The sequence below is a fragment of the Candidatus Binatia bacterium genome (assembly GCA_036382395.1).
In the GTDB taxonomy this organism is placed as follows: Bacteria; Desulfobacterota; Binatia; order HRBIN30; family HRBIN30; genus JAGDMS01.
The window spans coordinates 1-13,484 of sequence record DASVHW010000367.1 but is presented as its reverse complement, the minus strand read 5'-3'; the positions used below and the strand labels follow the sequence as shown (position 1 = coordinate 13,484).

The following is a 13,484-nucleotide window of genomic DNA, read 5'->3' as shown; positions in this document are numbered from 1 at the left end:
CGCTGTACGTCGATGGCCAGCGCGTCTTCACGCGTGACCACATCGGCCACGTCTTGTACGACCCAGCCACCGGAGCGGTCGACGAAATCCACGGGCCGTCGCCAGCGTCGTAGCCGGCCGGAGGCTCGGGGTTCCAGGGGGGCGACAGCCTTGCGACTGCGGTGCAGGAAATCAACCGACCTGGTAGATTGGGTAGTCGACCCGCGACGGGCCGAGCTTCCCTTGGGCGATCGCGAAGATGCGGTTCAGCCAGGCTCCGTAACGCGGATCACCGCTTTCGAAGCGCGGCTGCGTAAAGAAATACAGCTCTCCATACTCGCTGCTGCCGCCGCCGGTAACCGTCTGCATCGCGCCCTCATCCAAGTGCAGGATGCCGAAGTAGCTCAGATAGATCAGGGCGCCATCATCGGTCTCGAGGGTGGCGCGAACATCGAGGCGCCCGACCCCATCGGGGCCGATCAACAGCCAATCCGCGCCACTGGGCAGGATGCGCCCGCGCAGGCGCGGCCCGTGGAATCCACCGCCGGTCACGTCGAAGATCTGCCGCATGCCGAACGGCCCGGGGCCGACCTCGACTGGAGTCTTCAGCGTGGCGTGGTATTCCATCAACAACTCGAGCCTCGGTCCCATGGACTCCCCGGACCTACAGCTCGCTGCGCAACATGTGAACGAGCTTTTCGCGAATGCGCTGATACTCGCTGCGCAGCCGCTCTGAGATTGGATCGGATAGCTCTTCCAGGGCCTTGGTGAAGGTGCTGACCATGCGCGCGACTTCGTTGATCTGCTCCTCGGCGATGCCGGAAAATTCCTCCGCCTCTTCTCGAATCTGCCGCAGCAGGCCTTCCAGTTCCTGGAAAATCCGCTCTCGACTTACGCCTTCGCCATGGTGACTCCGGACTGGGGAAAATACCGGTCGTTTGCCCCGCTGTGAGCGCTGGCGGCGCCGCTTCCGGCGTGACCCTCCTCCGGGAGCCGAGGTCGCCGCAGCGCCATATTGAGAACTCGCTTGCCAACTCTCTGCGATCCCCTGCTCGTCTGTGTCGGCACCTCCGCGTTCCGCGGCGAAGGCACTGTCAGGCGCCATGAAATCACCCGAGACGCCCTGACGGGTGGTGGCCATCATCAACTCCTTCTTCTCAGTGTCCACGCTCTCAACGCGTCCGCAACGCAAGAGCCGTACCAGGTAGCGGGGCAACGAGGTGCCCTTTTTCAGCTTGCCTGGACACTAACCGTTGAGCCCGCTTTCGGGCCACTGGCTTCGCCAGCGCCTGTTCGGCACGATCCGAACCGCACGGCCTTAGGACTCGGACATGCACTGTACTTCGCATGTTGCGCGAAGGAAAGCAAAACGCATCTCGCCGAACCACAATTCAGCCGCCGTCGCAGCAATCGGCAGACAGACCTCCCCGCTCAACTGTTCCCGTCATTCGGCGCCGGCTCAACCTCGATGGTCACCATCCCCACCGCATCGCTGACCTGATCCGGCCGGAGCCCCCATGGTCCGACCGCGTCGATCCCGCTGACAGGCAGCCGAAAGGCCGCGCGCCGCAATGAAACCCGGTAACCTCCACGCACCACCGACACCGACGAGCGGTTCACCACGGCTTCCCCATCAAGCCCCATGGCGCTGCGTGCCCGACTTGCCACGACAGGCCGTGCGAGGTCGCTGTCCACCACGCCCGAAAGTGCCGGCGTCGATTCGTGATCGAGAAAGAGCGCAATCACGAAAGGCGACGCGGTCTCCTCTGCTGTGGTGTAGAGAACGAAATTCTGGATACCCCCTGCCAGTGTCACCGCGATTTCTCCATTCGACTGATTCAGCAACGGCGCACTTTCGCTCGGATCCGTGCCCGGCCTCAACCCGATCAATGGAATCGGCGGCTGCCGGCGTGTTCGCCACATCGCCTCGCCGTATGGCTCACCCTCCGCGTTAGATGGAACAATCGTCACCCCGGTCAATGCCGGAGGAAACGACTGGCACGCTGAGATCGCGCCCAGCGCCAGCGCCATACCGTAGATCCAAGCACGCCAATACACGGGCCCGTTCATACCGTTCGTCGCCCGCTCCAGCAACAGCCCTGCGGGTACGTTGCAGCCGAGTGCCGATGGATCGGATGGAAGGCGGCACGCTTGCGACGCGCTCCCGACTCTGGCATCACCGGTGGCATGGTGACGGCAGAGTTCAGCAGACGCCCCCAGCACAGCCCCGGGAACCACACCCGCAGGATTGAGCCGCGCACGGGTTGCCAGGCGAGATACGGAGTGGCCTTCCGGAACCAGCACGTCAGCGACTCGTGAAGCTAACCGTCATCATTCCCGCGTTCAACGAACGCACCACCGTCACCGAGATCATCCGGCGTGTGTGCGCGGTGCCGCTGGACAAGGAAATCATCATCGTCGACGATGCCTCCACCGACGGAACGCCGGTAGAGCTTGCCAAGATCGGCTTGGCAGCCACCGGCGATCGGATCACTCGAACGACCGATGCCAACGTCACGAACGAGCTGCGGTTGATCATCCATCGGCACAACCAGGGGAAAGGCGCCTCGGTTGCGGATGGCATCGCCGCGGCCACCGGTGACATCACCATCATTCAGGATGCCGACCTCGAGTACGATCCCGCAGAGTATCCTACGCTGATCCAGCCCATTCTCGATGGCAAGGCCGATGTCGTCTACGGTTCACGCTTCACCGGATCGCCCCGCCGAGTCCTGCTCTTCTGGCACGCCGTCGGCAACCACTTCCTCACCCTCTTGTCCAACATGTTCACCAATCTCAACCTGACGGACATGGAGACCTGCTACAAAGCATTCCGCACCGAATTGGCGCAGAGCATACCGCTACGCTCCCGCCGTTTCGGAATCGAGCCTGAACTGACCGCCAAGTTCGCGCGCATGCGCGCCCGCATCTACGAAGTACCGATCTCGTACGCCGGCCGCAGCTACCTCGAAGGCAAGAAAATCGGCTGGCGCGACGGTATCACGGCGGTGTGGACAATCGTGAAGTACGCCATCATTGATGACGTGAACACCCAGCCCGGTCAGAAGACCCTCAAGCGGATGGCCGGCTTGCACCGTTACAACGCGTGGCTGTGGAGCAAGGTGGCGCCGTACGTGGGCATGCGGGTGCTCGAAGTCGGGTCGGGCATCGGAAACATGACCCGGTTTTTATCCTCCCGCGAAGTCGTCGTTGCCACCGACATCGATCCCACCTATCTCGCCCAGCTGCGCAACGGCTTTGAACATCTTCCGCACGTCCGTGTCTGCCAGCTCGATTTGGCCGCGGACCAGGTTTCCGATGACGTGGGCACGGGCTTCGACACGGTCCTGTGCCTCAACGTGCTGGAACATATCGAGGACGATCTGGTCGCGTTACGCCGGATTTACGATATCCTCGCACCGCAGGGCCGGCTGGTGCTGATCGTCCCGGGTCTCAGCAGCCTCTTTGGCGAAATCGACCGCGCCATCGGGCATCATCGCCGCTACGAACGCAGAGAGCTTCACCGCAAACTCGAAGCGACGGGCTTCATCGTCGAACACCTGTCCGCCTTCAACATCATCGGCGCACTTGGCTGGTACGTCAACGCGCGCCTTCTCCGCCGCCGCACAGTCCCCGGCCTCCAAGCACGCATCAATGACCTGCTGGTACCCGTGCTCCGGCTGGAAGATCACATCAATTGTCCCGTCGGGCTCTCGTTGCTGGCAGTCGGTCGGCGCCCCGGCTAGGTCGATTCCCCGGTGGCACCTGAAGAAGGCGCATCAGCCGGGTCGGAAAACGATGAGCAGGCTGAGCACCACAACTAGTGCAAATCCAAGCCGGAACCCCCAGCCAATTATCCAGTCGCGCTGAGTCGAGTCGACGCTAATCATCACCCACAGAGACATGAGCAAGCTTCGTGCTCAGTGGGTCCCTCCTCAAAATTGGGTGCGTACGGCGCCTGACCTGTCCACGGCAAATGACATTCGTAGTGCCGCGCACACGACACCGGGAAGGCTTCGAACGCATCGCCGCTTGGCAGGGCCGCGCGCCAGAGGGCCGCGCAGTACCTGAGCGCAGGGAACCCGCAGGACCCGTCACCCCTCCCAATCCGCTTCCTCCACCAGCGTCACGGGTCGCAGCAGCTCGTGCGGGAGATCTTCGATAAAGCGGGATGGCTTACCCATGACGAACCCGACACCGCGATCGTAGATGCTGATGGGATACGTGATGTACAGTTGCTCCTTGGCGCGTGTGGTGGCGACGTACATCAGCCGGCGCTCCTCCTCCACTTCCTCTTCGTCGTGCAGGTTGTACTCGGATGGGAACTTTCCCTCGGCGGCCCAAATGACGAACACAGAGTGCCACTCCAGCCCTTTGGCGGAATGGATGGTCGACAGCGTCAGCAGGCCCTCGTCCGGATCCACCGCCAAGACGTCAGCCACGCTATCGCTGGGCGGCTCGAGGGCCATGTCCGTCAACAGCGTTTCCAGCTCGCTGTAGCGTGCGGCAATGGTCGCAAAGTGCTCCAGATCCTTGCGGCGCTTGGGATAGTCTTCGCGGTGGACACGTTTGAGAATGGGCTCGTAGTAGCGCAGGACTTCGTCGACCTGTTCGCCGGGCCCGGAGCGGAGGTCGCGCAAGCGGCCGACGAGGTTCGCCAGCGCCCGCAAGTCGGTCGCCAGCGTGCGCCGCGGGAAGGTCTCGAGCCGAGCGCGCGGCTCCCCTTCGCTCGCAATCCACCGGATGATCTCTTCACTGGTGCGCGGCCCCACGCCTTCGAGCAGCAGCAGCACCCGGTGCCACGAGACGGCATCGCCGGGATTCGCCATGATGCGCAGGTGCGCCAAGACATCCTTGACATGGGCGGTCTCGATGAACCTGAAGCCGCCGCGTTTGACGAACGGGATATCGTGCCGGGACAGCTCGATTTCCAGATCGAACGAGTGGAAGCTCGACCGGAACAACACCGCCATCTCGTTCAGGGGCACCCCTTCCTCGCGTAGCTCCAGGATTCGCTGGCAGATGAAACGGGATTGAAATTGCTCGTTCTCCGCCGCGACCAGGACGGGCGACGGGCCGCTCCCTTTCGAAGTGAACAGGTTCTTGGTGTAGCGCTCCTGCGCCCGAGCGATGATGGCGTTGGTGAGATCGAGGATCGGTTGCGTGCTGCGGTAGTTTTGTTCCAGGGCAATGACGCGCGTATCGGGGAAGAGCTTCGGGAAGTCCATGATGTTGCGGAAGTTGGCCCCGCGAAACGAGTAGATGCTCTGGGCGTCGTCCCCGACCGCCATGACGTTGTCATGCTCTGCCGCCAGGAGCCGCACGATCTCGGCCTGCAAGGCATTGGTGTCCTGATATTCATCCACCATGACGTAGCGGTAGCGCTGCGACAGGCGTTGGCGCACGTCTGCGTGCAGGCTCAGGACGTCCCGCAGTTTCGTCAGCAGATCATCGTAGTTCAGCAGGTGCCGCTCGCTCTTGTACGCCACGTAGCGAGCCTGCAACTCCAGCAAGTCCGGCAGATGGTCCACCAGGTGGCCGTACTGCTCCTCCAAGAGCTGTGGTAACGGCACCGATTTGTTGATGGCCATGCTGAACATCTCCCCGATCGCCTGCTTGCGCGGGAAGCGCTTCTCCTTCTTGTCAAAGCCGAGGCCTGCTCTCAGGAGGTTGATGACGTCCTCGCTGTCCGTCCGGTCGAGGATGGTGAAGTTGGCGTTCAAGCCCAGCACGCTGCCGTAGCGGCGGAGGACCGTGTTGGCGAACGAATGGAACGTGCCGCCTCCGACCCGATCGCAACGGCCATCCAACAACGCGCTGGCGCGCCTGAGCATCTCGGCAGACGCCTTGCGCGTGAAGGTGAGCAGCAAGATGTTGGCTGGATCGATTCCCATCTCCACCAGCCGCGCCACGCGGAAGACCAATGTCCGGGTCTTGCCTGTCCCGGCACCGGCGACCACCAGAATCGGGCCTTCGGTCGTGACCACCGCCTCGAACTGCGCGGCATTCAGCTCCTCGCGGTAATTGATGCGAAAGTGTTCTTCCCGCCGCACCGGCGCGCCGCGGCGCAGAACGTACTTGTCGGAGTCAGATTGCACGTCAACTCTCGCGCCGGCGCTAGCGCACACGCACCGATTTGCTAAGATTGGCTGGCAGCGCTACAGGCATACATCCGGTCGCTTTGAGGATCATGGGCAGAGGTAACTATAGCAAGCACGTGCGAGCGCACAAAGCGCCGCGCCGCGCACGCCGGACGCTGTGCAACTCAGGACCCAGGACTCAGGACTCAGGACTGTCGCATGTCTCTTGATCTTCGCGGCATCCGCTGCCCGCTGAGCTGGGCCAAAGCGAAACTGCACCTCGAAGAGCAGCCGCCGGGTGCCGAGGTCGAATTGCTTCTCGATGACCCCAAAGGGGCACGTGACATCCCGCGCGCCGCCGAGGCGGAGGGCTACGCCGTCATCGATGTGGAACAGCGCTCGGCAGAGTGGCGCATCGTGATCCACAAATGAGTTCCGGGCTGCGGCGCATGACCCTGACACGTTGGGGACGTCCGGAACTCGCCATCATCCTTCCGAACCTCCTGGTCGGCGAATACCCGGCTGTGGAGGACGCGGACTGGCTGCGCACTGCGCATCACGTCACCGCCGTGTTCAGCCTCCAGGATGACTTCGACCTGGCCTCCAAAGGGCTGGACTTGCACGAACTCGAACAAACTTATCGCGGGCACGGCCTGGAGTTCCATCGCGTGCCGGTGCCCGATTGCGACGCGGAAACCTTTGCCGGGCTCCTCGATCAGATCGTCACCCTGCTCGGCGACCTCTTGCGCCGCGGCAACCGTGTGTACCTGCACTGCAACGCGGGAATGAACCGTGCCCCAACCGTCGCCATCGCCTACCTGCACGCAGAGCACGGCTTGACGCTGGATGCGGCGCGCGATCTGGTCAAGAACCGCCGCCACTGCGTGCCCTACATGCAGCTTCTGCAGGTACGCTATGGCACCCGGTAGCTTTCGGCCACGACGCTGACGAGCATGACCTGGTCGAAACAGACGGCACTGGCACGGATCGGCGACGTGGGGCTGGTACCCATCATTCGGACGGTCTCGGCGGAAGATGCTTGGCGCGCGGCGCAGGCCATCGTCGCCGCCGGCATTGGTATCGTCGAGATCACCATGGGCGTACCGAATGCCATCGAGGTCATCGAACGGATCGCCACACAATACGGCGACGACGTGCTGCCCGGTGCCGGAACGATTCTGGACGCCGACACCTGCCGGGCGGCGATCTCCGCCGGGGCTGAATTCATCGTCGCCCCGAACTTCGATGCCCGGGTGGTCGATGCCACCCTTCAATGCGGCAAGGTGTCCATACCAGGTGCCCTGACCCCCACCGAAGTGGTGACGGCATGGCACGGCGGCGCCGACATGATCAAAATCTTTCCCTGCGGCCCGGTTGGCGGTGCGCAGTACATCCGGGCGTTGAAGGGCCCCTTTCCTCAGATTCATTTCATCCCGACCGGGGGAATCACGCTGGAGAGCATCCCGGAGTTCATCAAAGCCGGAGTTGCGGCAGTAGGCGTCGGCGGAGACCTCCTGGCCAGGCGTCCATCCCGCCAGGGCGAACCAGACGCGGTCGGCGCCAACGCCAGTGCGCTCCTCGCCGCCGTTCGTTCCGCACGGGCCGCCAACGCCTGCCGGGACCAGCCAACGCACGGCTGAAGCGGCATTGATCGCGTCGGTACCTACCACCGCTCGCTAAGCGAGCCCAGCCGCCCCCGGCAACGCTGAGAACCGACTCAGCTCGCCGATCTGCAGTTTTTTTCAGCCGCCCGGGTCGAGCCTGCAAGAAGTTGCGCTCTCAAGCCGCAACAGACTCGATCTGGGGTAGGTTCCTGCCGCTGAACAACGGAAAAGCCTTTTGGGTCCGGTTGGCAAGACCTTTGCGTATGTACCTTCGCGACACAGATTAGAGAGCTTCAGATCGACGAGATGGCTCCACTCCGGAACAGCAGAGCGATGAACATTGCATCAGCGTGCCCGACGGCTAGGCCAACAGAACCTGCGAGAGCCGTTGTCCGTAGCCGTCCCCCCGGCGTGCGGGGATGAAGAACATCATCCCCGCACGCCTCCCCAATATCGCCGCTGCCACCACCACATTTGAGGAGGAGAACATTTGAAACGCGTTGTCTTCGTTTAGCGGCCGCCGTGGGCAGCCACCGCCATAGCGGCGGCGGCAATGGCAGCCAGGAGATCAAGATCCAGGCCCCCATCCAAAACATCGACGCCACTGCGCAAACCATCACCCTTCTCGGCCTCACCGTGGATGTCAGTGGGGCGAACTTGGATGGCGCCGATGACAGCGGCCAGAACACGCAGCCGATCGACTTCACCCAGCTGATCGTCGCGCAGTTCGTCGCCGTGCAGCTCGCGTCCAACACCTCGCCGTTCGTCGCCACCGGCTTGGAGCTGAAGAACTTCAGCAACCAGGTACAGATCGAAGTGGAGATCGAAGTGGACGACTCGAACGGGCAACAAGTCGATGACGTCGACAGCAATGGCAACCCGGTCAATGACGTCTCGGTCGATGTCACCGATACCGTCCCGGTACAGAATACGACCCGGGAGCGGGCGGCGGCGCCGCCGCTGGACGCCGGACGATCAAGAAGGTGCTGCATTTTCACGCCACCGGCAACGGCAGAGTTTCCCTGACCGGCTTGCCCACTGGTCTGGCGAAGATTGTGATCCACCGGTCCACGGCATCAGGACTCAGCGCCGGCCGTCGCATCACGCCAGTGAAGGGCAATGCGGCGCGGACCATGCGCGTGCGCCTCTGGCCAGCTCGTTCCTGATTAGGTCTCCAGACTTCTCCGGAGAGGAGCCGCCGCCCCCCCCCTTAGGCGGCTCCTCTCCTCCTGCCCTTCCTCTTCCCCAAAAAGCTGATCGCACACAGAGACCCGCCGGTTCTGCCGGTTCGGGGCCGATACTCTTTCGCCACGCAGTTGTCGTTGACAAGGTTCGTCCCAAGCTCCTACAACTCGCGCCGTGTCCATCGACCCGAAACACTTGCGGCGTGGCTCACCGGCATCGAGCAAGATAAGTCGGATGTCCCCCTCGATGCTGCTGCAGACGCGGCAGCAACAGGCCGCAAGCTCCTGACCTTGCGATCGTGCATCCAACGCTTGCCGCCTCTCATCACGATTGGTCTCTGGCCGGCGCAGGTCCGGGCGGTGAGGAATCTCGAGACATCGCTCGCCGATGACCGGCCCCGCGCCCTCATCCAGATGGCCACGGGTAGCGGCAAGACCTTCACGGCGATCACATCAATCTATCGCCTCATCAAGTTCACCGATGCCCGCCGGGTGCTCTTTCTCGTCGACCGTGCGCAGATCACGCACCAAGGCTCGAAGGTCGACGCGGGCCTGTTCGTCGACAAGCGCGAGCGCGAGACGCGCCGGGTGCGCTGGGAAAAGCTGGATGAGGATCTGCAGTACGACGCCGACGCCCTTGACCGGACCGTGGTCGCCGTCGACCAGATCCGCACCATCATCCGCACTTTCAGGGACAGGCTACTCACAGAAATCTTTCCGGGGCGCACTGAGGTGCCGAAGACGTTGATTTACGCCAAGGACGACAGCCACGCCGACGACATCGTGCAGATCGTCCGCGAGGAGTTTGGGAAGGGCAACGATTTCTGCCGAAAGATCACCTACAAGACCGGCACGGCGCGCGTGGTAACGAAGACGATCGGCCCCGACGGCCGCGAGATCGAGGAGATCACCTACAAATCGAGCGGCGTAAAGCCGGAGGATCTCCTGTCGTCGTTCCGCAACAGTTACAACCCGCGCATCGTCGTCACCGTCGACATGATCGCCACCGGCACCGACATCCGCCCGCTCGAAGTCGTCATGTTCATGCGCGCCGTGAGGAGCCGCAACTTCTTCGAGCAAATGAAGGGCCGCGGCGTGCGCGTCATCACTCCGACCGACCTGCAAGCGGTGACGCCCGACGCCAAGGCCAAGACTCATTTCATGATCGTCGACTGCGTCGGCGTGTGCGAGCAGGAGCTGACCGACTCGAAGCCGTTGGAGCGCAATCCCACCGTACCGTTCGAGAAGCTGCTCCAAGCCGTCGCGTTTGGCAGCACCGATCCGGATATCCTCTCCTCGCTCGCGGGGCGGCTGGCTCGGCTCGACTGCCGGCTTGGGAAGCCTGAACGCGACGCGCTGGCGAAGACCGCAGGCGGGTTGACGCTGAAGGATCTGGCCAGCCGCCTCGTGCAGGCGATTGATCCCGACCAGCTGGTCGAAGCCGCGCGCGCGGCCGCCGGACTGCCCAAAGAAGCCGAGCCGACTCCGGAGCAAGTGCGGCAAGCCACCGAGCGGCTAGTGCAAGAGGCCGTCAAACCAATCGCCACAAACCCCGCGCTGCGCCAGCAGCTCTGCTTCATGAAGCAACAGTTCGAGCAAACCATCGACACCCTCAGCAAGGACCAGGTCATCGAAGCGGCGTTCTCGGCGTCGGCGAAGGAGAAGGCGAAAGGTCTGGTCGAATCGTTCGAGCAGTTCATCCGCCAGCACAAGGACGAGATCACGGCGCTGCAAGTGCTCTACAGCCAGCCCTACGCCAAGCGCCTGCGCTTCGCCGACATCAAAGCGCTGGCGGAAGCGATCCAGGCGCCGCCGCGGCAGTGGACTCCGGAGCGCCTGTGGAAAGCGTACGAGACCCTTGACCGCACGAAGGTGCGCGGCCCCGGCGGCCAGCTCCTCAGCGATATCGTATCGCTGGTCCGCTTCGCCCTGCATCAGGAGAGCGAACTGGTGCCCTACGCCGACCAGGTCGAGCAACGCTTCGAGAACTGGGTAGCGCAGCAGGAGACGCATGGCCGCCGCTTCACCGACGAGCAGCGCCAGTGGCTGGCGTTGATCAAGGACCACATTGCCGGCAGCCTGCGCATCGAGATGGACGACTTCGATTACACGCCCTTCGCGCAACGCGGCGGCGCTGGGAAGGCGGTGCATGTGTTCGGTGCGGACTTGCGCGGCTTGCTGGATGAGTTGAATGAGGTGGTGACGGCATGAGGAGAAACCTAACCCCCTGGCCCCCTTCCCGGCACGGGAAGGGGGAATTCCGAGTTCCCCTCTCCGCGTCGGAGAGGGGTTAGGGGAGAGGTTTCTCTGCGTGCGTGGTGATGAGATGAACGAGGCGTTCGTGGCATGAGCGAACCGTCGGTGCCGGTTTTTTCTGATATGGTTGACGGTTATTCGCCCGTATCATGGGCATCAACTCGCCTAGAGGAAGTTGGTTCTCTGCACTGCGGTCAGTCACCCCCTTCTGTCGCCGTAAACGAGCGCGGTGAGGGAACTCCGTATGTGACAGGCCCCGACCAGTGGGATGGCTTCGTGGTTCGCATGGACAAATGGACCACTGAGCCTCGGAGAGTCGTGCCCGCAGAATGCATCTTTGTGACGGTCAAAGGCGCAGGGGTGGGTACCATCTTCCCTGGAGTCCCCTGCGCCATCGGCCGCGACATCTACGCGTATGAACCTCATCGCGCTCTTTCAACGCGGTTCATGGAGCACGCGCTCCGCTTCACAATTGGCAAGGTCGCGGCCAAAGCCGCTGGCGATATCCCAGGGTTGTCGAAAAGCCATATTCTTGATCATGAGATGCTGCTGCCGCCGGAGGCCGAGCAGCACCGCATCGTCGCCGAGATCGAGAAGCACTTCACCCGCCTCGACGCGGCGGTGGCGGCGCTGGAGCGGGTGCGGGCAAACCTGAAGCGCTACCGCGCCGCCGCGCTCAAGGCCGCCTGCGAGGGACGTCTGGTGCCCACCGAGGCCGAACTAGCCCGACGCGAGGGCCGCACCTACGAACCCGCCGACCAACTCCTCGCCCGCATCCTCAAAGAACGCCGCGCCCGCTGGGAAGCCGACCAGCTCGCCAAGATGCAGGCGAAGGCCATGGTGCCGAAGGACGAGAAGTGGAAGGCGAAGTATAGACAGCCTGAAAAACCCGAGCCGCCAAATGGGGCTAGAGCCGCGGCGGGATGGTCCTGGGCAGGTTTGGAGGAGCTTTCTGAGGGAGTTCCACACGCTCTCAAAGCTGGTCCTTTCGGCAGCTCCCTTAAGAAGTCAGTGTACGTCCCGAGAGGCTACAAGATTTATGGGCAAGAGCAGGTGATCCGAGGCGATGCGTTCTTCGGGGACTACTATATTGACGAAGCGCGCTACCGGCAGCTGGAGAGTTGCCGCGTCCAGCCCGCCGATCTACTTATCAGCCTTGTCGGGACTGCGGGGCGAGTACTCATTCTGCCCGAGAACATAGCGCCAGGAATCATCAATCCGCGCCTACTCAAGGCCACCCTGAATCGGTCGGGTGTTAATCCTAGATTCATCAAGATCTTGCTTGAGAGTCCAGGTACAAGGCAATTCTTCAAACTTGCCGCCCACGGCGGAACGATGGAGATCCTCAATCTCTCAATCCTGAAACAGATTCCCCTTGCGTTGCCACCTCTCCCCGAGCAGCACCGCATCGTCGCCGAGGTCGAGCGCCGGCTCTCCGTAATCGACGAACTCGAGGCCGTCGTCGACGCCAACCTGAAGCGCGCCGAGCGGCTGCGCCAGGCGATCCTCAAGCGCGCCTTCGAAGGCAAACTCGTCCCGCAAGACCCGAACGACGAGCCCGCCAGCGTGCTGCTGGAACGGATTCGAGCGGAGCGGGCGTTGGCGACGTCCGGCAATTCGGGAGGGCGAGGCTCTCGCCGAGCACCCACCCGGCGGAACTCAACCCGCGCCGCGCCTGCTCTCAGGCACGGCCATCAGTGAGGGAGGCTATGCTGCAGACGAAATCGGTTTACTCGCCCATCCGTCAGAGTGACGGCGTGCGGATTCTTGCGACTCGCTTCCGCGGACGCGGTATGCCCACCAGCCGCTACCACGTGTGGATGGCGAACCTTGGACCCAGTGAATCCCTCCTGCGCGCATTTCAAGAAGGCAGGATCAACTGGAGCGAGTTCGCGCGTCGCTACAAAGCAGAGCTGTTTACAGCCGGCGCGGTGGACAAGGGCAATCGAACCATCAAGAATCACGGCCAGAAGTTTACGCTTCGCCTGATCAAGCACCTGGCCCGAAGAGGAACCGTGACACTGCTCTGTCATTGTGCTGAGGACCAGGCGCACTGCCACCGGCACCTTTTGAAGCGCGTTATTGCGAGTGGACGCGTATGACCTCGGCGGCGGCGCTCGTTGCCGAGTGCGGCGCCACGCTACGCTTGCACTCCGACTTGGTTTCGCTGTATCTTCGCCTAGGGTCGGATGGCAATGAGTGACCGCAGCAGCATCGAGTGGACCGACGCCACATGGAATCCCGTGCGCGGCTGCGTGAAAGTCAGTCCGGGCTGCAAGCACTGCTACGCCGAGACTTTCGCCGAGCGCTTCCGCGGGGTGCCGGGCCATCCGTTTGAGCAAGGATTCGATCTCCGCCTTGTTCCGGAGAAGCTCGACATT

Annotated in this window: 13 protein-coding genes; 9 read left to right on the top strand and 4 right to left on the bottom strand. The window is 62.9% G+C overall.

Features of this window, described 5'->3' with window-relative positions; translation table 11 throughout:
- Window positions 1–171: 171 nt before the first annotated feature.
- The 3 genes from VF515_17690 to VF515_17680 all read right to left on the bottom strand — a co-directional run bounded on the left by VF515_17690 (window position 172) and on the right by VF515_17680 (window position 2,037).
- Entirely contained in the window at window positions 172–630 is a 459-nt protein-coding gene (locus VF515_17690) for a DUF3237 domain-containing protein (GenBank protein ID HEX7409465.1), read from the bottom strand.
- A gap of 13 nt (window positions 631–643) precedes the next feature.
- Window positions 644–1,123 (bottom strand): hypothetical protein, encoded by a 480-nt coding sequence (locus tag VF515_17685; GenBank protein HEX7409464.1) that lies wholly within the window; start codon window positions 1,121–1,123, stop codon window positions 644–646.
- A 287-nt stretch (window positions 1,124–1,410) separates the two neighbouring features.
- A complete protein-coding gene (locus VF515_17680; protein ID HEX7409463.1) occupies window positions 1,411–2,037 on the bottom strand; it encodes a hypothetical protein in 627 nt (208 codons plus the stop codon).
- Between the two features lie 257 nt (window positions 2,038–2,294).
- On the opposite strand from VF515_17680, the gene VF515_17675 reads away from it, so the two are divergent.
- Window positions 2,295–3,725 carry a glycosyltransferase gene (locus VF515_17675; GenBank protein ID HEX7409462.1) on the top strand — a complete coding sequence of 477 codons (1,431 nt, stop codon included), beginning with the start codon at window positions 2,295–2,297 and terminating at the stop codon, window positions 3,723–3,725.
- Between the two features lie 348 nt (window positions 3,726–4,073).
- Here the strand turns inward: VF515_17675 and VF515_17670 are convergent, their stop codons facing one another.
- Complete coding sequence (locus VF515_17670) at window positions 4,074–6,077, bottom strand: ATP-dependent helicase (protein ID HEX7409461.1); 2,004 nt, start codon at window positions 6,075–6,077, stop codon at window positions 4,074–4,076.
- Between the two features lie 201 nt (window positions 6,078–6,278).
- Between VF515_17670 and VF515_17665 the strand changes: the two genes are divergently transcribed.
- The 8 genes from VF515_17665 to VF515_17630 form a co-directional block, all read left to right on the top strand.
- A complete protein-coding gene (locus VF515_17665; protein ID HEX7409460.1) occupies window positions 6,279–6,491 on the top strand; it encodes a sulfurtransferase TusA family protein in 213 nt (70 codons plus the stop codon).
- 17 nt (window positions 6,492–6,508) lie between these two features.
- Window positions 6,509–6,988 (top strand): dual specificity protein phosphatase family protein, encoded by a 480-nt coding sequence (locus VF515_17660; protein ID HEX7409459.1) that lies wholly within the window; start codon window positions 6,509–6,511, stop codon window positions 6,986–6,988.
- A 24-nt stretch (window positions 6,989–7,012) separates the two neighbouring features.
- Entirely contained in the window at window positions 7,013–7,699 is a 687-nt protein-coding gene (gene eda / locus VF515_17655) for a bifunctional 4-hydroxy-2-oxoglutarate aldolase/2-dehydro-3-deoxy-phosphogluconate aldolase (protein ID HEX7409458.1), read from the top strand.
- A 486-nt stretch (window positions 7,700–8,185) separates the two neighbouring features.
- The gene (locus VF515_17650; protein ID HEX7409457.1) at window positions 8,186–8,689 is read left to right on the top strand and encodes a hypothetical protein; all 504 of its coding nucleotides are present in this window, start codon (window positions 8,186–8,188) and stop codon (window positions 8,687–8,689) included.
- Window positions 8,690–8,985: 296 nt separating this feature from the next.
- A complete protein-coding gene (locus tag VF515_17645; protein ID HEX7409456.1) occupies window positions 8,986–11,058 on the top strand; it encodes a type I restriction-modification enzyme R subunit C-terminal domain-containing protein in 2,073 nt (690 codons plus the stop codon).
- Window positions 11,059–11,463: 405 nt separating this feature from the next.
- On the top strand, window positions 11,464–12,804 hold the full coding sequence (locus VF515_17640; GenBank protein ID HEX7409455.1) for a restriction endonuclease subunit S: 1,341 nt from the start codon (window positions 11,464–11,466) through the stop codon (window positions 12,802–12,804).
- 8 nt (window positions 12,805–12,812) lie between these two features.
- A complete protein-coding gene (locus VF515_17635) occupies window positions 12,813–13,205 on the top strand; it encodes a DUF488 family protein (GenBank protein HEX7409454.1) in 393 nt (130 codons plus the stop codon).
- Between the two features lie 93 nt (window positions 13,206–13,298).
- Window positions 13,299–13,484, top strand: a 186-nt coding sequence (locus tag VF515_17630) for a DUF5131 family protein (GenBank protein HEX7409453.1), incomplete at its 3' end; no start/stop codon positions are given.